This window comes from Jatrophihabitans telluris (genome assembly GCF_023516435.1).
Taxonomy (GTDB): Bacteria; Actinomycetota; Actinomycetes; order Mycobacteriales; family Jatrophihabitantaceae; genus Jatrophihabitans_A; species Jatrophihabitans_A telluris.
Map to the genome: position 1 here is coordinate 3,150,122 of NZ_CP097332.1, position 21,188 is coordinate 3,171,309.

19 protein-coding genes and 1 pseudogene are annotated in these 21,188 nt (G+C 69.4%); 4 read left to right on the forward strand and 16 right to left on the reverse strand.

Annotation, left to right across the window (positions count from 1 at the left end; all coding sequences use genetic code 11):
- The first annotated feature begins 336 nt into the window (after positions 1 to 336).
- Together M6D93_RS14580 and M6D93_RS14585 are read left to right on the forward strand one after the other, a co-directional pair.
- Complete coding sequence (locus M6D93_RS14580) at positions 337 to 2,040, forward strand: hypothetical protein (RefSeq protein WP_249770117.1); 1,704 nt, start codon at positions 337 to 339, stop codon at positions 2,038 to 2,040.
- 22 nt (positions 2,041 to 2,062) lie between these two features.
- Positions 2,063 to 2,755: an endonuclease/exonuclease/phosphatase family protein gene (locus M6D93_RS14585; protein ID WP_249770119.1), complete on the forward strand. Its 693-nt coding sequence runs from the start codon at positions 2,063 to 2,065 to the stop codon at positions 2,753 to 2,755.
- 30 nt (positions 2,756 to 2,785) lie between these two features.
- Here the strand turns inward: M6D93_RS14585 and M6D93_RS14590 are convergent, their stop codons facing one another.
- From M6D93_RS14590 to mtrA, 8 genes are all read right to left on the reverse strand, one after another.
- On the reverse strand, positions 2,786 to 3,649 hold the full coding sequence (locus tag M6D93_RS14590; RefSeq protein ID WP_249770121.1) for a DegV family protein: 864 nt from the start codon (positions 3,647 to 3,649) through the stop codon (positions 2,786 to 2,788).
- A 197-nt stretch (positions 3,650 to 3,846) separates the two neighbouring features.
- The gene (locus tag M6D93_RS14595) at positions 3,847 to 4,491 is read right to left on the reverse strand and encodes a histidine phosphatase family protein (protein ID WP_249770123.1); all 645 of its coding nucleotides are present in this window, start codon (positions 4,489 to 4,491) and stop codon (positions 3,847 to 3,849) included.
- Complete coding sequence (gene rsfS, locus M6D93_RS14600) at positions 4,492 to 5,070, reverse strand: ribosome silencing factor (RefSeq protein WP_249770125.1); 579 nt, start codon at positions 5,068 to 5,070, stop codon at positions 4,492 to 4,494.
- Positions 5,071 to 5,196: 126 nt separating this feature from the next.
- On the reverse strand, positions 5,197 to 5,802 hold the full coding sequence (gene hpf, locus M6D93_RS19535) for a ribosome hibernation-promoting factor, HPF/YfiA family (RefSeq protein WP_347343497.1): 606 nt from the start codon (positions 5,800 to 5,802) through the stop codon (positions 5,197 to 5,199).
- 190 nt (positions 5,803 to 5,992) lie between these two features.
- A complete protein-coding gene (locus tag M6D93_RS14615; RefSeq protein WP_249770131.1) occupies positions 5,993 to 6,796 on the reverse strand; it encodes a ComF family protein in 804 nt (267 codons plus the stop codon).
- Positions 6,797 to 6,898: 102 nt separating this feature from the next.
- Positions 6,899 to 8,728 (reverse strand): LpqB family beta-propeller domain-containing protein, encoded by a 1,830-nt coding sequence (locus M6D93_RS14620; RefSeq protein ID WP_249770133.1) that lies wholly within the window; start codon positions 8,726 to 8,728, stop codon positions 6,899 to 6,901.
- Positions 8,725 to 10,320, reverse strand: a complete 1,596-nt coding sequence (gene mtrB / locus M6D93_RS14625) for an MtrAB system histidine kinase MtrB (RefSeq protein ID WP_249770135.1) — start codon at positions 10,318 to 10,320, stop codon at positions 8,725 to 8,727. The genes M6D93_RS14620 and mtrB overlap by 4 nt, the downstream gene beginning before the upstream one ends.
- Entirely contained in the window at positions 10,317 to 11,006 is a 690-nt protein-coding gene (gene mtrA / locus M6D93_RS14630; protein WP_249770137.1) for an MtrAB system response regulator MtrA, read from the reverse strand. The genes mtrB and mtrA overlap by 4 nt, the downstream gene beginning before the upstream one ends.
- A gap of 143 nt (positions 11,007 to 11,149) precedes the next feature.
- Here mtrA and M6D93_RS14635 point away from each other — a divergent pair, with 143 nt between their 5' ends.
- A complete protein-coding gene (locus M6D93_RS14635; RefSeq protein ID WP_249770139.1) occupies positions 11,150 to 11,869 on the forward strand; it encodes a TetR/AcrR family transcriptional regulator in 720 nt (239 codons plus the stop codon).
- Between the two features lie 67 nt (positions 11,870 to 11,936).
- On the opposite strand, the gene ahcY is transcribed toward M6D93_RS14635, so the two are convergent.
- Together ahcY and M6D93_RS19540 are read right to left on the reverse strand one after the other, a co-directional pair.
- Positions 11,937 to 13,415: an adenosylhomocysteinase gene (ahcY, locus tag M6D93_RS14640; RefSeq protein ID WP_430667239.1), complete on the reverse strand. Its 1,479-nt coding sequence runs from the start codon at positions 13,413 to 13,415 to the stop codon at positions 11,937 to 11,939.
- A 273-nt stretch (positions 13,416 to 13,688) separates the two neighbouring features.
- Positions 13,689 to 13,823, reverse strand: a pseudogene (locus M6D93_RS19540) (MerR family DNA-binding transcriptional regulator); the annotation flags it as partial.
- 146 nt (positions 13,824 to 13,969) lie between these two features.
- On the opposite strand from M6D93_RS19540, the gene M6D93_RS14645 reads away from it, so the two are divergent.
- On the forward strand, positions 13,970 to 15,265 hold the full coding sequence (locus tag M6D93_RS14645) for a DUF5005 domain-containing protein (RefSeq protein ID WP_249770143.1): 1,296 nt from the start codon (positions 13,970 to 13,972) through the stop codon (positions 15,263 to 15,265).
- 76 nt (positions 15,266 to 15,341) lie between these two features.
- On the opposite strand, the gene manA is transcribed toward M6D93_RS14645, so the two are convergent.
- The 6 genes from manA to M6D93_RS14675 all read right to left on the reverse strand — a co-directional run bounded on the left by manA (position 15,342) and on the right by M6D93_RS14675 (position 21,092).
- Positions 15,342 to 16,538 (reverse strand): mannose-6-phosphate isomerase, class I, encoded by a 1,197-nt coding sequence (gene manA, locus M6D93_RS14650; protein WP_347343657.1) that lies wholly within the window; start codon positions 16,536 to 16,538, stop codon positions 15,342 to 15,344.
- A gap of 104 nt (positions 16,539 to 16,642) precedes the next feature.
- Complete coding sequence (locus tag M6D93_RS14655) at positions 16,643 to 17,710, reverse strand: cation diffusion facilitator family transporter (protein ID WP_249770147.1); 1,068 nt, start codon at positions 17,708 to 17,710, stop codon at positions 16,643 to 16,645.
- A 126-nt stretch (positions 17,711 to 17,836) separates the two neighbouring features.
- Positions 17,837 to 18,967: an SIS domain-containing protein gene (locus tag M6D93_RS14660; protein WP_249770149.1), complete on the reverse strand. Its 1,131-nt coding sequence runs from the start codon at positions 18,965 to 18,967 to the stop codon at positions 17,837 to 17,839.
- A gap of 6 nt (positions 18,968 to 18,973) precedes the next feature.
- Entirely contained in the window at positions 18,974 to 19,195 is a 222-nt protein-coding gene (locus tag M6D93_RS14665; RefSeq protein WP_249770151.1) for a Trm112 family protein, read from the reverse strand.
- A 65-nt stretch (positions 19,196 to 19,260) separates the two neighbouring features.
- Positions 19,261 to 20,658, reverse strand: a complete 1,398-nt coding sequence (locus M6D93_RS14670; protein WP_249770153.1) for a phosphomannomutase/phosphoglucomutase — start codon at positions 20,656 to 20,658, stop codon at positions 19,261 to 19,263.
- Positions 20,659 to 20,723: 65 nt separating this feature from the next.
- Positions 20,724 to 21,092, reverse strand: coding sequence for a DUF3499 domain-containing protein (locus M6D93_RS14675; protein WP_283818587.1), 369 nt, complete (start codon positions 21,090 to 21,092; stop codon positions 20,724 to 20,726).
- Between the last annotated feature and the right edge of the window lie 96 nt (positions 21,093 to 21,188).

Here is a 21,188-nt window from a genome sequence, read left to right on the forward strand (position 1 = left end):
GGGTTCGACGCTAGGACGACCGGGGGCGGCGGGATGCTGTGCGGGAGCTCCTGTGGATGGCGCTCGCCCCTGTGGACAGCCGGCGTCGCGATTGCGGGAGCCGAATTCTGCGGGTGCGTCACGGTAGGATCACGAGAAGCTCCCGGAGCGGTCCGCCCAGCAGAATGCACCCCCACGATCGGCTTCGGGAGGCCCGGGAAGCCGGGTCGCCGGAATACCAGGACGACGGAATACCAGGACGCCGGGACGACCGGGACGACCGGGACGCCACGCAGTACCGGCGGGCACAAAGGGTCATATCGACAGGTTCGCGTCAGCGGGCGGAGGAGAGCGGCAATGGGACCGGTTGCGCAGCGCAGCGATACGCTGCCCGCGCGCTCCGACGCCGCCACCGACGCCACCGTCGTCGCCACCGACGCCACCGACGCCACCGTCGTCCCCGCGCCGGCAACGCCGGGTGTGCCGCCGACCGGCCGTCGCCCCGAACGAACGACCAGGGACTGGTGGCTGGCCAAGGGCCACTTGTTTCTGGCAGTGGCCGGTTCCCTGCTGTTCGTGGTGGTCAAGCCGCCGGTCGCTGATCTGCAGGCGGCCGATGCCCGGGCCGGCGCGGCGGCCAGGCATGTGGGCCTGGGGTACTGGCTGTCGTGGTTCGGCGGCTCGTCCCCTGGCCAGTACTCGATCCTCACACCGGCCGTGGCGTCCGTTGTCGGCGTCACCACCCTCGCGGCGGCCTCGGTCATCGCGATCGGTTTTCTCGCCCGACCGCTGTTGGCCAACACCTACCGTCACCGATCCGCGGCGTACCTGGTCGTCATCTCGGCGTTGTGCAACCTGTGGTCCGGTCGGGTGCCGTTCTCCGTCGGTATCGCGATCTCGCTGGCGGGTCTGCTCCTGCTGCTACGCGGACGTCCCTTGCTCGGCGGTGTCGTCAATGCCCTGGCCACCCTGTTCTCCCCGCTGGCGCCGGTCTTCATCCTGCTCGTCCTGATCGGGCCCGCACTGGCCCGACCCGACTGGCGGGGCCGGTTGATCCGGTTCGGGATCCCGAGCGTGCTCGGCATCGCCGTGCCCGCACTGCTTTTCGGCGCGCCGTCACCGATGCCATTCGCCTGGACGACGCTGGCATGGTGCATCGGCATCATGCTCGCCGCGTTGTTGCTCGACCTGCCGCGACCGATGCGGATCGGGCTGTGGGCCTCGGCGTTGGCCTGCCTGGCCCTGTTCGTCATCCCCTCCGGGGTGGGCGCGAACATCAGCCGGTACGCGTTCCTGCTGCTGCCGCCGGTGATCTGGGCCGTGGCCCGCAACTCGCGCCGGGTGGTCGTGCTGGCGCTGCTTCCCGCGTTCGCCTACAGCGGCTACCTCGTCGTGCGGGACCTCAACAACGCGGCCCAGCCGGCGGCCCAGCAGACCTACTACCAGGGTCTGCGGGCCGAACTGGGCACGCTGGGCGCTCGCGACAACCACCGCGCCGAGATTCTGGACACCCCTACGCACCGCGCTTCGGCCGAACTGGTGCCCGACGTCTACCTGGCCCGCGGCTGGGAAACCCAGAGCGATTCGACGTCCAACGCGATCTTCTACCGTCCTGACGCGTTGACGGCCACCAGCTACCAGCAGTGGCTGAGCGTGAACGCGGTCGCCTGGGTCGCCGTGCCGAACGCGCCCGGTCCGACCTATCAGGCCGAGGCCTCGCTGGTCGGCCTCGGGCTGAACTATCTGCACGAGATCTGGCATGACGGTCAGTGGACTCTCTTTGCCGTGCAGGACGCCAAGCCGATCGTGCCGGTCGAGGCGAACCTGGTTTCCTCCGACGAGACGCGCTTCGTCTTCGACGTCACCCGACCGTCCACGATGACTTTCCGCGTGCGCCCCATCAAGGGTCTGCGGATCGCCAGCATCGACGGAGCCGGCCCCGCGGTGTGCCTGCTCGCCACCCCGAACGGCGAGCTGCAGGCCACCTTCGCCGCGGCCGGTCGCTACCAGCTGACGGCCGGCGTCGCGGTCACGAGTTCGGTCAAGAGCGAAGGCTGCTGAGCGGTTCGGCAGAATGTCGCTCGTGACGACGCTGCGGCTGCTGGTCTACAACATCCGGTCCCTTCGCGATGACGCGGACGCGGTCATGCGGGTGATCAAATCCGCGGAGCCGAACGTCGTCGCCATCCAGGAGGCGCCGCGGTTCCTGCGCTGGCGGGCGACCGCTGCCGGGATCGCGCGACGCAGCGGCCTCGTCGTCGTCGGTGGCGGCCGACCGGCGGCGGCCAACCTGTTGCTGTGCGGGCTCGAGGTCGAGGTCGAGCACCAGGCGGACGTGTTGTTCAGCAAGGACCGCAAGCTGCACCAACGGGGCAGCGCGATCGCGGCGATGCGGCTGAGCGGAGCTCCGTTCGCGGTCGCCGGCATCCACCTCGACCTCGCCGCAGAACCACGGTTGCGCCATGTCCGCGAACTGCACCAGGCGATCGACCGCGAGGTCCCACCCGACTTTCCGATCATCGTCGCCGGGGACACCAACGACGATCCCGGCTCCCGGGTCTGGCAGGCCCTGCAGACGCGCGGGGTGGACGCGTGGGCCAGCGCCGGAACCGGAGACGGGATCACCTCCAGCGTCGCCGTACCGCGACGCCGGATCGACGCGGCGTTCGTAGATCCTCGGCTGACCGTGAGTGGCGTCTCGGTACTCAACACTCCGGACGTTCGGATCGCCAGCGATCATCGGCCACTGCTGATCGAGATCAGCCTTTCCCAATAGGGCCGTTTCTCCTCGCAAGCGGTCCGAGGATCAGAGCCGGTGAACAACGACCCCGAGCAGGCCGGGGCCGACGTGCGCACCGACGACGGCTCCGACCTCCGACAGATGCAGTTCGCGTAGGCGGGGTAGGAGTTCTTTCAGCTGCCTGGCCACGTCGTCGGCCCGGTCCGGCGCGGCCAGATGCTGAACGGCCACGTCCACCTCGTTGTCGCCGGCGGCGCCGACGGCAAGTTCGACCAGCCGCGCGATCGCCTTGCCGGAGGTCCGCACCTTCTCCAGCGGCATGATCCGGCCGTCCACCAGGTGCAGCAACGGCTTGACCGCCAAGGCCGTCCCCAGCATGGCGGCGGCGGTGCCGATGCGGCCGCCGCGGTGCAGCCATTCCAGCGAGTCGACGTAGAACAGCGCCGAGCTACGGTCCACGCACCGGATCGCCGCCTGGGCAACGTCCGCCGCCTCGGCGTTTTCACCGGCCGCGTGCGCGGCCGCCATAACGCTGAATCCCAGCGCCATGGCCGTCGCACGAGAATCCACCACGGTAACCACGGACCGGCCGTTGCTCTCGAAGTCACGAGCGGCGATGCGAGCCGAGTCGCAGGTGCCCGACAGTTGAGCGGACAGGTGCACCGACACGACCGCGTCCGCGCCCGCCTCGAGCACCGTGCGGTACACCGCGGCGAAGTCTGCCGGAGCGGGCCGGGAAGTAGTGACCAACCCCTTGGCGCGCAGCACCTCGGTCACCTCCTGCGGGGAGATCTCGTCACCCTCTCGGCCGGAGTGCCCGGCGAGATCCACCTGCAGCGGCACCACCGCGACGTTCAGCGACGCCGCCAAGCCGTCGGGTAGGTAGGAGGTCGAGTCGGTCACGACGACAACGCGCTGCGACCTCGGCATGGGACGAGGCTAGACGACCGAGGCGTGGGCTGCCGACCAGACCTGCGCCACCACGGCTGCCGAGCGCGGCCGCCATCGCGTGGGCCACGGGCGTTGATCGGTTGTCAGCGCGGCTTTCGTTGACCCGTGGAGGGCCGGCGAGTCAGACAGCGCCAGCACCGGAGGACCGGCCTGCGGCGCCGCGCTCGGCTCGGTGCTCAGGCGTCCGCGTCGGCCGGTTCGTTGTCCGGTGAGATCAGCGGGATCACCGGTCCCGGCGGGCCGGCGTTGTGCGCGCGTAGGTTCCAGCCCTGACCGTCGTCGCGCAGCTCGGTCCAGTGACAGTTGGCGAGCGGGCCGAGCACTGACGGGGTCTGGGGCAGGCCGAGCAAGGCGGCGGTCAGGCACATCGCGGTAGCGCCGTGGCTGACGAACACGGCCAGCTCGACATCGCGAAGTTCAGCAACAACGCCCATCGCGCGATCGGCGACTTCTTGGCGGCTCTCACCACCCCGCCGAGTGACGTCGCGGCCGGCGAGCCAGTCTGCGAACTCGTCGGGGTAGCGCGCCGCGACCTCGTCTCGGGTAAGCCCCTCCCAGTGGCCGAGGTTGCGTTCGCGCAGGCGCTTGTCCACTTCCACCGGCAACCCGGCGAGCGAGCCCACCTTGTCGGCGGTGTGCTTGGCGCGCTGAAGGTCTGAGGAGATCAGCACGTCCGGATCCATCGCGGCGATCAGCGCGGCGGCCTGGATGGCCTGGGCCTGGCCTACGGAGTCCAACGGCGGGTCGGACTGACCTTGGTAGCGCCGTTGCGCGTTCCACTGGGTGCGGCCGTGCCGGAGGATGACGATCCGTCGGAGCACTCAGGCCTCACCGGCGGCGGTTTGGTCGGCGGTTTGGTCGGCATCGCCGTCGACATCGCCGTCGGCGCCGCCGTCGGCGCCGCCGTCGGCATCGCTGTCGGCATCGCTGTCCGTGTGGGCGCTGTGGTTACTGCCGGCATGGTCGCTGTCGTCGCTGTCGTCGCTGTCGTCAGCCGCGTTGCCGACCGAAGCGGTGACGGTGGCGATGACCGGCGTCGCTGCCTCCGGGTCGAACGCGATGAAGGGGCAGTCCTTCCACAGGCGCTCGAGCGAGTAGAAGACGCGCTCCTCGGAGTGCTGCACGTGGACCACGATCTCGGCGTAGTCCAGCAATACCCAGCGCCCGTCGCGCTTGCCTTCGCGGCGGAGCGGTTTCACGCCGGCCAGGCGCAGCTTCTCCTCGACCTCGTCGACGATGGCCTCGACCTGGCGTTCGTTGCTGCCGGTGGCGATCACGAACACGTCGGTGATGGCCAGGCGATCGCTCACGTCGATCAGGACGATGTCGGTGGCCAGCTTGTCGGCGGCAGCGTGCCCGGCGACCTGGGCTAGTTCGACGGCGTTGTCAGTTGCACTCACGACAGCCAAGGCTACCCGTCCGGGGAGGTCGCGCCGGACGCCTGACGTCGAGCAGGGCGCGGGGCCAGGCCCAGCGATCAGACCCGGCCACTCGCACCCCGCCCTGGCGCACCTGCAGGCGTCGAGCTACTCCACCAGGCGAATGACCCCGTAGTCGTAGCCCTTGCGCCGGTAGACCACGCTCGCCCGGCCGGAGTCGGCATCGGCGAACAGGAAGAAGTCGTGCCCGACGAGCTCCATCTCGAACAACGCCTGGTCAATCGTCATCGGCTTGGCCGGATGCTCCTTTTCACGGACCACCTGCCCTGGACCGTCGTAGGGACCGGAGTCGTCGACGTCCAACTCGGCCAGAGCGACCCCCACCGACGGCGGTGGCTCGACCAGGGCACCGGTGGCCGCCGCGACCGATTTCGGCGTGTGCCGGCCGTGGTGCACACGGCGCCGATCCGCTGCCTGGCGGAACTTGCGCTCCAGGCGGTCGACCGCGCTGTCGAGGGCCTTGTAGAAATCGGCTGCGCAGGCCTCAGCGCGCACGACCGGCCCGCGGGTCCGGCAGGTGATCTCGACGCGCTGGCAAATCTCGGACTGCCGTGGATTCTTCTCGTGCAGGAGCTCTACATCGGCTCGCAGTATCCGATCGTCGTACCGTTCGATGCGGGCAAGTTTCTCGGCGACATGCTGACGGTAATGATCCGGGACCTCGACATTACGGCCCCTGACGACGATCTCCACGCGACCTCCTAGTGCTTGCTTGCGGCTACCAGCGCGAAGGCAGGCACGTCGCGGATCGCGGACCGAGAACCAGTTAGGCCCGCCAGTCGCGACAACCTCGCGCTGGCTCCTTTCCTGTACTTGGTCACAGCAACGCTAGACGCATCTGGACGATCTGCCCACCCCTTATGCCCAAGTTTCGGGAGTGAATTCACTGTGCAGTGATCTCAGGACGAATCGGACTCAAATCTGTGACGCGATCCGCCCTGCCGCGCGGTGCGGCCGACGCCCGATTGCCCGGCCGGATCAGGGGTTTACGACGCTGCGTCGCTGCGATGACCACGGCCCCGAGGACGGGCCAGCCGGTCGCGGACAGGGCACGATGCGCCTCGCGAATGGTGCTGGCCGTCGTCACGATGTCATCGACGAGCACAAGCGGTGGGACACCGGCGCCGGACAGCGGCAACGGCACGGCCGGCGGTGGGCCGACCACCCACATCCGGCCGTCGAGGTTGGTTCTGCGCTGCTGCTCGGACAGGCCGGCGGAGTCCCGCACCGTCGGCGACACGGCCAGCATCCGAGCCACGGGTTGGACCGTCTCGGTGCGGCGCAGTAACCGCAGTAGATGGTCCCCGCCGCGGACCCGCGCCGCCGACGCCCGCGAGGGAACCGGGACGAGGACAGCGCGCCCGGCCGGATCGACAGCGTCCAGCGCGACGTGCAGATATTCGCCCAGCGCATCGGTCAAACCGAGCACTCGACGCTCCTTGTAGGCCAGCAACGCGCTGCGGACCGCGCCGTCATAGCGCGCTGCCGCGACGATCGGCACGGGATCGGTGGTGACGGTGACCGCGAACGGGCGCGGCCGGCACGAGGCGCACCAGGCCGTCGCAGCGCGCCCGCACACCACGCAACGCAACGGGAACACCAATTCGGACAGGCTCTTCGTCATTCCCGCCATCCCCGCCATCCGCGTCATCCCCGCCGTCCGGGTCATCCACGTCATCCACGTCATCCGCGTCACCATGCGTTCCACAATGACCGGTGCGCCGTGCGGGTGCGGCCCATCGGCCCCGCTGTGGACAACCACGCGGGCTGTGGACGACTGCGCCGCGGGTCAGGGGGCGTACGCCGGCGCGTCGCCGGCCGACGTCTGGTCACTGCCCGAGACGGGCGCCCACGACGGGCCACGGTCCACCCACAGGGTGAGGTGCCCCTGCGGACCCGCCGAGACGACGGCGGGCTGACCGATCGCAGCCGCGACCCGGCTCAGCCCGGGTGGCAGATTGACCGCCTGCAAGGTGCGCAACTGCGACCCGTCGGAGACCACCGACTGCAGGCGGGTCGACGATCCGCTGTTGGCGATCATCAGCAGCGTGGTCGCGTCTTTCCACGCGATGTCCTGGACCTCGACGGATGCCGGCGTGATCGCCTTGAAGTCCTCGATGCTCGTGACGTTGTTGGTCGTGGTCACCACCGAGCCGATGTAGAGCGCCTGGGTTCCGTCGACGGCCGACTTGACCACTACCGCCAAGCGGGCACCTTCCGGGCTGAAACGCAGCGTCTCGATCTCGCCCTTGGGCAGCCCGCCTCCGGACAGGCTCGCCGGGGTCGACACCACGTGCGCCACCCGGGCCGCGTCGATCGAGTAGATGGTCGTGCCCGAGGCGACCCACGGGTTGGCGGAGCTGGTGTAGGGACGGAACTCGGGCAGGCTCAAGCTGCCGCCGGAGCTGGGCACGGCCACCGGGATCAGGGGTCCGGAGGCCGCTCCGAGCATCAGCCGACGCGAGGTGTCGACGCCGACCACGGTGACCGCCGCGACACCGGAACGTCGCACCGCCAAGGAGGTCAGGGCGTAGGCGCCCGCGCCGACGGGGCCGCTGACCGGCCGATTGTCCAGGCCGCTGTAAAGCCCACCGGTGCGGAGGTAGTACTGCTGGGCCCCGGTCGCGGAGTTGTCCGGTGAGTAACTGGTGAAATCGGGCGAGGCGGAGAACACCGTTCCGGCGCCGGGAATCGTGACCGGCTTGCCCCCGTCGGTCAGCGTCAACTTGGCCGAGCCGAAGGCCAGCGTGGAAAAGGTGAAAGCGAGCTGGATGGCCAGCCGCGCCCGGGAGGCCGAGTCCAGCTGCGACGAACCCGGCAACTCGACCTCCACCACATCGCCGGACAGTTTGACCGCTGCCCGCTTCGGATCGACCGAGTCCGGGATCTCGCTCTGAACGGCTGCCTGCAACTCCGGGCGGGGTCCGGCCAGCAGTTGGGTGAACAGCCACTGCGCCACCGGCTCGTCCTCCGCAAGCGCGGAGTACCGAATGTCGGGCACCAGCCGGGTGCCGGTCGAGTCGAAGAAGTAGAGCGGCAACGGACGGTCCAGGTAGCGCGTCGCGAACGAGGTCGACCGGATGAACACGCCGTTGGGCAGCGAGTCGATTCGCCACTGACCGTTGACCTTGCGCGTGGTGTAGACGGCGGTGCTCGCCTTGCCCACCCCGGTGCCGGCCGTCTCCGGGGTGAAGATCCCGGCGGCGCTGATCTCACCGACCTGCCGGTACTGGACCTCCACCTGAGCGGCGTCACCGCCGGCCGTGGTCACACCCACCGAGAAGTTGTCGTCGTCGACGACCGTCACCGGGTTGTCCTGCCATTTGTTGGCCGCGTCCGGCGCGAGATACTGCCGCGACAGCGAGTGCTTGGCCTCGGGGTAGACCGCGTCGAACAGGAATCCCTGCACGATCGCGCGCGGATCGTCACCGGCCGAAGGAGCCTGGCCCACCGACACCGACGGCGAGGTGTTGTTCACGGGACGGACGATCTCGGGGCGGGAGGAGTGCGGGACGCCGGAACAGCCCGCCAGAACAAGGCAGAACGCGATCAGGACGGCGACGACCGCCGACGAGCTCGGCGCACGGTGGGTCGGCCGACGGATCGATCTGCGGCTCATGCGTTCACCTCGACCGGAGTGAGCGGCAGCGGCGAGGAGGTCACCGGATGGCCTGCCGTGCGAGGCAGGGTGAGCCGGAAGTTTGCGCCCTTGCCCCGTTCGCCCCAGGCTTGCAGCCAGCCACCGTGCAAGCGGGCGTCCTCCAGACTGATGGCCAGCCCGAGCCCGGTTCCGCCGGTGAGCCGACTCCGGGACGGATCGCCGCGCCAGAACCGGTTGAAAACCAGGCCGGCCTCGCCGGGACGCAGACCGACTCCGTGGTCGCGCACGGTCACGGCCACCGCCTCCTCGTCCCAGCCGATCGTGACGATAACCGGCTTGCCCTCGGCATGGTCCAAGCCGTTGGCGATGAGGTTGCGAAGGATCCGTTCCACCCGGCGTGCGTCCACGTCGACGGGCAACGGTTGGCTGGTGGTCTCCAGTCGCAGTTTGGTGCGATGCCGCTCGGCCAGGCTCGAGCTGGCCGCGACGGCACGCTCGACGATGCCGGTGAAATCGACTCGCTCGGACTCCAGCCGGGCCGCCCCCGCGTCGTAGCGCGAGATCTCCAGCAGGTCGGCCAGCAGGTTCTCGAAGCGATCGAGCTCGTTGATCAGCAGCTCGGCCGATCGGGCCAGCGCGGCGTCGAACTCGTCCCGGCTGGTGTAGAGCAGCTCGGCCGCCATCCGGACCGTGGTCAACGGCGTCCGCAGCTCGTGCGAGACGTCGGAGGTGAAGCGCTGCTGGTAGCGGGACAGCTGCTCCAGGCGCTGAATCTGCTGCTGCAGGCTGGTGGCCATGTCGTTGAAGGCCACGGCGAGCAGGGCGATGTCGTCCTCGCCGGAGACCTTCACGCGTTGGGACAACTCCCCCGCGGCGAATCGCTCGGCGATCTGCGCCACCGTCCGGACCGGTCGCACCACCTGGCGGGTGACCAGCGCGGCGATCGCTGCGACCAGCAGCACCAGAGCGGTGCCGGCAACCAGGGCGGTGCGGCGCACGAGGTTGATGGTGTCCGCTTCGGCGGTGAGCGGGAACAGGTAGTACACCTCGAAGGATCCCGCTCGGGTCGACACCGGCTCGCCCACGATCAAGCCGGGCACGTGCCGCTGGTTGGGCGGCGTGACCGGCGCATAGGCGACCGCGATCACCCCGGTGCGAACCGTTGAACGCAGGTCGGCCGGGATCGCTGGCCCCGACCCCAGCTGCTTGTCCACCGAGGCGTCCGGGGACCGGACCACCACGGTGAACAGGCCCGCGTCGTTGGCCGAGGACGTCAGATCCGTGGTGAGCTGATCGACGGCCTGCCGGATTCCGGTGTAGTCGCTGGGCCCGACGCCCGCGAAATGCGCCCGCGCCGCGTCCAGGCCGCTGCTGGCCTGGCTGACCGCGGCGTCCCGCTTGGCCTTGAGGATGCCGTTACCGATCTGGTCGATGAGGAACAGGCCGATCAGCACCACGACAGCACCGGTGACCACGACCGTGCTGATCGCGACCCGGAACTGCAAGGAACGTCGCCAACTGCGCCGCAGTCGGCGTCCCAGAGCGACCGCGGCCCGTCCGGCCGCTGACCAGGCACGGCGAGCGACCAGGGTCGCACGCCGTTGGGTCACGGCGGGCCGGCTTTGTACCCGACACCACGCACGGTCAGGACGACCTCGGGACGCTCCGGGTCACGTTCCACCTTCGACCGCAGCCGTTGCACGTGGACGTTGACCAGGCGGGTGTCGGCAGCGTGCCGATAGCCCCACACCTGTTCGAGCAGGACCTCGCGGGTGAAGACCTGGCGGGGCTTGCGGGCCAGCGCGACCAGCAGGTCGAATTCGAGCGGGGTGAGCGAGATCTGCTCGCCGTCGCGCACCACCTGATGAGCGGGTACGTCGATGCTGACGGGCGACTCTGGTGGCCCGATGACCAGGGTCTCGCCGCCGGCCTCGTCGTAGCGACGCAGTCGAGCCCGCATCCGGGCGATGAGCTCCTTGGGCTTGAACGGCTTGACGACGTAGTCGTCGGCTCCCGATTCCAGACCCAGCACCACGTCGACTGTGTCGCTCTTGGCGGTCAGCATGATGATCGGCGTGCCGGCCTCGGCCCGGATCGCCCGGCAGACGTCGATCCCGCTTGCCCCCGGCAGCATGAGATCGAGCAGCACGATGTCCGGCTTGACCTCCCGGAACGCGGCCAGCGCCCGCGATCCGTCCGGGACGAAGGCCGGCTCGAAGCCGTCTGATCGCAGCACGATACCGAGCATCTCGGCGAGGGAGGAGTCGTCGTCGACCACGAGGACACGGGGCTTCATACCCCCATGTTTCCATCTGCGGGCAGAAGTTGCCGGTAACGGGCTGCCTGCGGTGTGGTCGCGGCGCGATCGGGACCGACGGCGGTGTCGCGTCCGCCCGGTTGACGGGCCCGAACCGGTGCACGGGGGTAGCTTGACGATCCATGAGCCGCGCTCCCCGACGCCGAGGCAGGTCCACCGATTCGACATCGTCGGCGGTCGCGTCCCCGGGCACCAACCCGCATCCCACGGCGGACGACGCCGCCCGGGCCGGCAGCGCCAGCATCAAACTCAGCTACGCCGAGAAGGTCCGTGACCTGCTACGCGAATCGCTGATGGACGCGGCCGCCGAGGCGCTGGCCACGAACAGCTGGACGGCGACCCGGATGGCCGACATCGCCGCCGCGGTCGGCGTGAGCCGTCAGACGGTCTACAACGAGTTCGGCAACAAGGACGACCTCGGTCGTGCCTTGCTGCTGCGCGAGTCGGGCAGGTTTCTCGGCGAGGTCGAGGCCGCTTTGGACGAGCACCCGCACGATGCGATCGCCGGGCTGTCGGCTGCGCTGGAGGTGTTCCTGCGACGGACCGAGCAAGAGCCGTTGCTACGCGCCATCATCGGTGGCGGTGACGGCGAGCACTCCGACCTCGGGCCGTTGCTCACGGGCCAGGGGGCGACGGTTCTGCCTTTCATCACGGCACGGTTGAGCGCGCGGTTCCAGCAGCACTGGCCGAAGTCCGACGACGGCCGGGTGCACGCCTACGCCGACGCGGTCGTGCGGCTGGCGGTCTCGCACGTCGTGTTCCCGATGGCCGATCCCGCGACCACGGCGGCCCAGGTGACGTCGATCTTCGCTCCCTACCTGTCCGATCTCACCAAGCGCTGACAAGCCGAACGGGCCGGGCGAACCGTGAAGGTTCGCCCGGCCCGTCGCCGAACGGTGTCGGTGTGGATCAGTAGCGGTAGTGCTCGGACTTGTACGGTCCGGCCACGTCGACGCCGATGTACTCGGCCTGGTCCTTGCTCAGCTCGGTGAGGGTGGCACCGACTGCGGACAGGTGCAAGCGGGCGACCTTCTCGTCGAGGTGCTTGGGCAGGACGTAGACGTCGTTGCCGTACTCACCACGACGGGTGTACAGCTCGATCTGGGCGATCGTCTGGTTGGAGAAGGACGCGCTCATCACGAAGCTCGGGTGACCGGTGGCGTTGCCGAGGTTGAGCAGGCGACCCTCGGACAGCACGATGATCGAGTGCGAGGGCTGCGAGCCCCGGCTCGGAAACTTCCACTCGTGCACCTGCGGCTTGATCTCGATCTTCTCGACGCCGGGGACCTTGGCCAGGCCGGCCATGTCGATCTCGTTGTCGAAGTGACCGATGTTTCCGACGATGGCGTTGTGCTTCATCTGGACCATGTGCTCGGCCATGATGATGTCCTTGTTGCCGGTCGTGGTGACGAAGATGTCAGCCTTGCTGACGACGTCCTCCAGCCGGACCACGTCCAGGCCCTCCATGGCGGCCTGCAGGGCGCAGATGGGGTCGACCTCGGTGACGACGACGCGTGCACCCTGGCCCCGCAGCGACTCCACCGAACCCTTGCCGACGTCGCCGTAGCCACAGACCACCGCGAGCTTGCCGGCGATCATGACGTCGGTCGCGCGGTTGATGCCGTCGATGAGCGAGTGGCGGCAGCCGTACTTGTTGTCGAACTTGCTCTTGGTGACCGAGTCGTTGACGTTGATCGCCGGGAACAGCAGCGTGCCCGCCTTGGCGAACTCGTAGAGGCGGTGGACACCGGTGGTGGTTTCCTCGGTGACGCCGATGATGCTCTGAGCCATGGTCGTGTACTTGGTGGGTGTGGCCACGAGGGACCGACGCAGCGTGTCCAGGATGATCTTGTACTCGTCGGAGTCGTTCGCGTCTGCCGACGGGACGACGCCGGCGGCTTCGTACTCGACGCCCATGTGGATCAGCAGGGTCGCGTCGCCACCGTCGTCGACGATGGAGTCCGGGCCGGAGCCGTCGGGCCAGGTGAGCATCTGCTCGGTGCACCACCAGTACTCCTCCAGCGTCTCGCCCTTCCAGGCGTAGACCGGAACACCCTGGGGGTCCTCGGGAGAGCCGTTCGGGCCGACGACGATCGCGGCGGCGGCGTGGTCCTGGGTGGAGAAGATGTTGCAGCTCACCCAGCGGACGTCGGCGCCAAGGGCGACCAGGGTCTCGATGAGGACTGCGGTCTGCACGGTCATGTGCAGCGAGCCGGCGACCTTCTTGCCCGCCAGGGGCTTGGACTCGCCGAACTCCTTGCGCAGGGCCATCAGACCCGGCATCTCGACCTCGGCCAGCTGGATCTCCTTGCGACCGAAAGCAGCCAGCGACAGGTCGGCGACCTTAAAGTCGTTGACCGAACCAGCCTGATCGGGAGTGAGGGTAATGCTCACGGAATCTCCTTGGTGTGTGCGGAATGCCGGCCGGCTGTTTGCCGCAGCCTGCAGTTCGGACGGGGGCGGGAAATCGGATTCGTCGGCGGTCATCCGGCGGTAGCGATCGGCCTGGGCCGAGGCTGCCGCGCGGTGCACGGCGCCAAACCACTCGTCGACAGCCCGAGACAACTCGGGCTCGGTTCGCATGCGCAGCTCGAAGGCGAGATCGGTCAGGCCGATCCCCTGCTGCTCGATCAGGTTCCGCAGGCTGCGGAGCCGATCGATCTGCCGCGCCCCGTACAGTCGATGACCGCCCGGAGTGCGCTGGGTGACGACGAGGCCCGCCTGCTCGATGTAGCGCAGCATCCGTTGCGACCATCCGGTCGCCTCGGCGGCTTGCTGCATCGTCAGCGGCTTCATCACCTAAGACTCTACCAGAATCGTGTCAGATTTCTGAATCCCGTCCCGAGTCGCTCGGCAGTGTCGCGATGCTTACATTTTGTTAACACCGCCAGGGTCAGGTCTTCACTGCTCGTGACGATCTTCGAGGTGTGCAGCTACACAGGGTGACGATTGCGGTCGTCTCGGCCGTGATCCTTCCGCTGCTGGCTGCCTGCGCCGCCGATCCCGGCTCGGTCAACGAGGCCCGAGCCGGAGCATCGGCCGCGCCGTCCGCCCACTCCGCTGTTCTCCCGTCGCCTCCGCCGACCACGGGGCCCAGCGCAACGCCAAGCGGAACACTCAGCGGAACACTCAGCGGACCGGAGCGTTCCGGTGCCCGCTCCCTGACCGGGGCACCGAAAGACATCCAAGAGCGAGAACTCGCGATCGACCCGACGCCCGACTCGGCTACCCCGGTGCCGCCCGCGTCCGCGGCCGGTTCCCTGACCGCGACGATCCCCCGTTCCCCGACGTGCGGCCGGCCCGCGCCGACGACCCCCGCCGGATACCAGCGCGCGCTCGCGGAACTGCCCGCGGCCGAATGGGGGGCGGCCGACCTGTCGCTGTCCGTCCCGATGCCCGACGGCCGGGTGGTGTGGCTCTACGGCGACACCGTCACCGGAACCGACTCAAGGCACCTGACGAGCTTCGTGCACTCGAGCGCCGTCGTTCAAGACGGCGGCTGCTTCCACGTGTCCCGACACGGCGCCCAGGTGCTGCCTGACGACAGCCTGAGCGTCGTGTCCTGGATCTCGGCCGCGGTGGCCCTTGATGCGACTCACCTACTCGTCGCAACCGGCCAGCAACAGCTCACCGGCGACTGCGCACTCTGTTTCCGTTCGGTCGGGGTACGCGCGGCGGTGCTGACGCTCAACTCCCACGGAGACGTCGGTTTCCAGCGCTGGCTCACCCGCTGGGCTCCGGCCGGGGGCGTCGGCGGGGTGAACTGGGGTGCTGGAATGAGTCGCGACGCTCGAAACATCACCGTCTACGGCATTTCCCGCACCGGCTATGCCCGCGACGTCTACGCGGCCACGGTGCCGGTCGCCGGCGTGCTGCACGCAACGGGCTGGGAGTTCGGGTCCCGCCCCATCGCCACTGGCATCGATCCGGCGGGTGTGTCCGCCTGGCATGACGCCGCCGGCTGGCATTTCACCACGGCGCGCGGCGGCACGGTCGTTCGCTACGACACCTCGGCCGGACTCGACCGTTCCCGCACGCAGCCTGCCGCATACACCAGTGCTGCCGTCGGCGTGCTGCCGGCGCCGCGGCCCCGCCAGTTGCTCTACTACGCCGCCGCGCACCCGGAGGCGCACCTCACCGGCGGCGGCCTGCTGGTCACGATCTGCCGGAATTGGCTCAGCAACGACCAGCACAGCATCGCCTCCTACCGGCCGCTGTACCTGTCCGCACGTCGCTGAGCACACCGCCGCCGCGGTTGTGGCCCCCTGCGTTGCGCGGTTGGCAGCCGTTCGACGGTCCGCGCGGCGTGCTGCGCTACCCCCCGACAGCGGCCAGGAAGCCGTGTGCGGACTGGGCGCGTACCTGAGGCGGACCGTTGCGAGCGGGCACGAAGACAGATTGCCCTTGCGCGACCGAGACAATCTCGCCCGCCGCGCGAACCTGCAGACTTCCCGCGGTGCACACCACAAGGCTCGGACCGGCCACGGCCACCGGGGTGAACTCGGCCATGTCCTGCAGGACGACGAGTTCGAAGTCCGGGACCGGCACGACGAACGCCGGCTGGCCTGACGGTAGGGACGTCCGCGGCCACAACGGCTCGTCCAACGCTCGGAAGTCGGTGACCTTCAACAGTTCGGCCACGTCGATGTGCTTTTCGGTCAGCCCGCAACGCAGCACGTTGTCGCTGTTGGCGAGGATCTCCACTCCGAAACCGCGCAGGTAGGCATGGACATTGCCCGCGCGAAGGAAAATCGCTTCGCCGGGATTGAGGCGGACGTAGTTCAGCAGCACGGCCAGCACCACCCCGATGTCGCCGGGAAAGTCGCCGGCGGCCAGGACGGAGGCTCGCGCCGCACCACTCCACCGGCCACCCTCGGCGACCAGGGCACGCGCCGCGGCCGTCGTCTCGGCCACGATCACCTCTCGCGACGGCCCGGACAGCTCCAGCAGCTCGGTGAACGCGGCGCGCAACGGGTCGCGGCCGCCGAGCAGCTCGCGCAGCCCGGCAAGGCGGCCGGCGCCGGCTCCGATGAGGGCGCCCAGATAGTCGAGCGTGGCAGCCACCGGACGAAACCCGCACAGCGCCTCGAACTCGGTCAGCGCACACAGCAGCTCGGGTTTGTGGTGCGGATCGGTGTAGTTGCGGTGGCCGGCGTCGACCGCCGGGCCGCCACCCACCTCGGCGTCGTACCCGGCACGGGCTTGCTCCTGGTTGGGATGGACCTGGATCGACAGGCACTTTCCAGCCGCCAGCAGCTTCAGCAGGTATGGCAGCCGGGCGCCGTACCGCTGCCGGGTCGGCGCTCCCAGCAGGCCGATCGGATCGGAGGCGATCAGCTCGTCCAGGCCGGCTCCGCCGCGCTGGTCCCTGGCGCGTGACGGCTGATCCGGGTGCGCGCCCATCCAGAGCTCGGCCACCGGTTCGCCGGTGACCGGTAGTCCGAGCAACCGCGGAATGTCGGTCGTCGAACCCCAGGCGTAGTTGCGGATTCCGTTGTCCAGTCGAATGATCGCCGGCGCGCTGTCCGCGCGGTCCGCGCGGTCGGCGCGGTCGGCGCTCTCTGCCGCGGCCGCGGCCGCCGCACTGCCCTCGCTCATGGGCGGGCTCTCCTCGCTCACGGGTGGGCCACATCTCCGTCCGCGAAGGGTTCGCCCGGCTGGATCCCCCGATCGAGATCGGGTTCGAGGTAGATGACCCTGGCGGCCGGCACCGCGGCACGCACTCGGGCTTCGGCGGCGTCGATGATCTTTGCCACCTCGCTGAGGGTGGCGTCCTCACCGATCGCGACCTTCGCTCCGACCAACAGCTCCTCAGGCCCCAGGTGCATGGTGCGCAGGTGGATGACCCGCAGGATGCCGGAGCCCGGCGCGGCATTCGGCACGTCACCCGGCACGTCACCCGGCACGGCACCCGGCACGGCACCCGGGGCAGCCACCGGGGCAGGCACCGTGGCCACGGCCGTACTTTCCGCAATGCCGATCAGGGCATTCTCGATTTCTTCATTGACCTCGGGGCTGGCTGCCTCACCGAGCAACAGGCTCTTGGTCTCGATGACCAGGACCACGGCCACCGCGATGAGAAGCACGCCGATCGCGGCCGTGCCGACTCCGTCCCACACCGCGTCGCCGGTGGCCGCGGTCAACCCGACTCCGGTCAAGGCCAGCACGAGGCCGATCAGCGCGGCGAAATCTTCCAGCAGCACGACCGGCAGCTCCGGGGTCTTGGCGTGCCGGATGAAGGCCACCCACGACGAATCGCCCTTCAGCTCGGCCGATTCGTGGATCGCGGTGCGAAACGACCACGATTCCAGACCGATCGCGATGAACAGCACCAGCACCGCGATGAGCGGACTGTCCAGATGATGTGGGTGCCGGATCTTCTCCACACCCTCGTACAGCGCGAACAGACCACCGACCGAGAACAGGCACAACGCCACGAGGAAGCCGTAGACGTAGCGGTTTCGGCCGTAACCGAAGGGGTGTTCGGGCGTGGCGCGCTGCTTGGCCCGGTTGGCGCCGAGCAACAGCAGCCCTTGGTTGCCCGAGTCGACCAGCGAGTGGACCGATTCGGCCAGCATCGAGGACGAGCGGGTGAGCAGGAAGGCGACGAACTTGATCACGGCGATGCCGAGGTTGGCGCTCAGCGCCGCGACGACGGCCTTGGAACCGCCGGATGCGCTCATCGGTACTCCTTCGGTGCGGACGGCCGAATCTCGGCCACTGTCTCGGTCCCGTATCCGGCTGGTGCGCCGGCGGCCAGGTCAGCCGTGGCTGGCCGCGTCCGTCAGCGGTGTGTCGGAACCTGGCGGTCAGTGTGGCAGTTCCCCCAGCCGGGGAGCGGCCGGATCGATGCCCCGCCCCAGCGCCAGGTAGCTGGCGGCGAAGTCGCCCACCGCGGCGGCAGCGGCAAAGCGCACCAGGGCGTCGGCGTCCGGGACGTCGATGCGGGAACAGCCGATGCCACGGCTGGTGGCCAGCTCGGCCAGGGCTCGGCCGGCTCGCCGGGCGGCCTCGCCCGAGAGCGGATCCCGGGTCGGGGACAGCTCGGCGGCGAACGGCTCGTCGTCGCCGATCAGCACCAGCCGCGGCAGAGCCCGGGTGTCGGTGACCCGGTCGGCGAAGAAGTCGCTTTCCGCAGAGGCGAATTCCAGCAGCGATCCGACTCGCGCGACGTCGTCGGGCAGCGAGGCCGCCATCGCCGTCGAGCCGCCGATCAGCTGGATCGCGCCGGCGACCCGCCGGGCAGCGACCGTCGCGCCGCGGCCGGCTCCGGCGACGACGGGCACCGCCTCGGCAAGGTCGGTGGCCAGCATCTTGGCGGGGCCGGTGAAGGCCGAGGAATCAGGACGGTTCGCCTCGGCCACGGCGTCCAGCGCATCGGCCACCTCGATCAGCTCGCCGCTGACCGAGGTGAGGTTCATGGCCTCCAGCGCCAGCAGGACCGGGGTTGCCAGCGCCCACCACAGCGCCCGGCGCGGGCTGTCGGTGAGATATCCGATGTCGGCCAGGGGATGCCGCGCTGCCGATACCGAGACCGGCGTGCCCGCCGGCGCGACCGCGGCCACCGACAAGCCCCGCCGGTCGGCTTGCTCGGTCAGCTCCGCCAGTCTGGGATGACGTCCGTCGGCCGAGCACACGACGAGGGCATCGGCCGGTCCGGCCCACCGGGGCAGGGCCGGCTCGCGCCAGTCCACGACCGGAACCTGGTCCCCAGCCAGCACCGTCAGCAGGTTGGACAGGTAGGGCACATGCGCATCGGTTGCTACCAGCAACGCACGCGGCGTGAAACCGGCCAGCCGCTGCAGTTCCATCTCAGCGACGGTGGCCAGTGCTCGCCGGACGTGCGCGCCGGCCCCGGCCAGCGCGCGAAGCAACGCCGAGCGGTCGATCTGCTGCAGGGTCTCTGGATTCTCCAGCACCTCAGGATCAAAGGCGGGCACGGCGGATCAGTCTTGTTCGGTGGCTGCGGAGACGGCGACGCCGAGACCGTTCGGCCCAGGCCTCGCCTCGTCGGGCAGCAGGACCGGGATGCCGTCCCGCACGGCGAAGCGGCTCAAGCACACCGTGCAGACCAACTCCTCGACCCCGTCGTGGGTCTCCGAACGCAGCGGTGCGTGATCGGGACTCGGACAGGCCAGGATGGCCAGCAGATCTGCGGCGACGGACATCAGCGGATTCCTTCTCTGGTCGGGCGATGGCGACTACGACGGTGACGATGACGCACCGGGACGGCTCAGCCCCGGATCACCGACAGGGCCTCATCGCGCAGCTCGCTCATGCGCGCCGCGGTGCCCGCCTCGACATTGAGGCGCAGCAACGGCTCGGTGTTCGAGCCGCGAACGTTGAGCCAGGACCCATCGGGCAGGCTCATCGTCAGCCCGTCGAGCTCATCGAATTGCGCACCCTGCGCCGCGAAGTGATCGGTGATCGCCGCGAGCACGCGGTCGCGGTCGGTGACCGTCGAGTTGATCTCGCCTGAGGCCGCATACCGCTCGTACTCCGCGGTGAGTGCGGCCAGCGGGCGGTCCTGCTCCCCGAGCGCTGCCAGCACGTGCATGGCCGCCAGCATGCCGGTGTCCGCGCGCCAGAAATCCCTGAAGTAATAGTGCGCCGAGTGTTCGCCGCCGAAGACCGCGTCCGTCTCGGCCATCTGCGCCTTGATGAAGGAGTGGCCGACCCTGGTCCTGATCGGACGGCCGCCGTGTTCGGCGATGATCTCGGGAACGGCACGCGAGGTGATGAGGTTGTGGATCACCGCCGAACCGGGCGCCTTGGCCAGCTCCCGCACCGCCACCAGTGCTGTCACGGCCGACGGTGACACGGCGTTGCCATCGGCGTCGACGAAGAAGCAGCGGTCGGCGTCGCCGTCGAAGGCCAGCCCGATGTCGGCACGCTCGGCCACCACCGCCTTCTGCAGGTCGACGAGGTTGGCCGGTTCCAGCGGGTTCGCCTCGTGGTTGGGGAAGGTGCCGTCCAGTTCGAAGTAGAGGGGCACGATCTCCAGCGGCAGCGCGGGCAGCGGCTGCGCGGCCGCGTTGTCGGAGCCGCTGACCCCGAGGACAGCCGGCACGGTGTGGCCGGCCATACCGTTGCCTGCGTCCACGACCACCTTGAGCGGGCGGATGCCGCGCAGGTCGACGAGACCACGCAGGTAGCGGGCGTAGTCGAGAAGGACGTCGTGCCGCGACACCGCGCCGCGGGTGGCCGCACTCTCGGGCGGGCCATCGTCGAGGTAGGACTGTGCGCGCCGGCGGATCTCGACGAGGCCGGAGTCCTGCCCGATCGGCTGGGCGCCGGCACGGCAGAGCTTGATTCCGTTGTACTGGGCCGGATTGTGGCTGGCGGTGAACATCGCCCCCGGCAGCGCGAGTTGGCCGGAGGCGAAGTACAGCTGGTCGGTCGAGCACAGGCCGATGTCGACCACGTCGGCTCCCTGGCTGTTCGCGCCCTCGGCGAAGGCGGCGAGCAGACCCGGGCCGGAGTCCCGCATGTCGTGTCCGGCGGCGATCCGTTCGGCGCCGGTCACGGCTACGAACGCGGCGCCGACTGCTCGGGCCACCGCCTCGTTGAGTTGGTCCGGGACGATCCCGCGGACGTCGTAGGCCTTCACGATCTGGGTCAGGTCCACCATGACCCGCAGCCTACCCAGGCAGGGGGTGGCTGTCGGGCAGATGGGTCAACCCGGTGGGGATCGGATCAGACCGAGGGCGGGACGACCCGCAGGTGCCCGCGCCGTCCGACGGCCGAGGCCGCGGCCGGCGTCTGGGAGGCCGGCTGGAAACCGCGCGGCTCGACCCGGGCTGCTTCACGGACTGCGTCGGCCAGTGCCTCGAGGTCGTCGGCGTGGGGCAGCGGGGAGGGGAACTCGCCCGCGTGCCGAACGACTTCCCAGCCGCGCGGCACGGTGAGCCGGACGGCGTGTTCCTCGCACAGGTCGTAGGAGTGCGGTTCGGCGAAGGCGGCGAGCGGTCCGACGACCGCGGTCGAGTCGGAATAGATGTAGGTCAACGTCGCTACGGCGGGTTGCACGCAGGCGGGCCGCGTGCAGCGACGGACATGTCTCACAACCTCTGACCCTACTTGGCCTCGAGGACGGGACCGCTCAGGCGAGACCGATCCGCACAAGCGTGTCGCGGGCTTCGGGCTCCAGGCCGTGGCGGC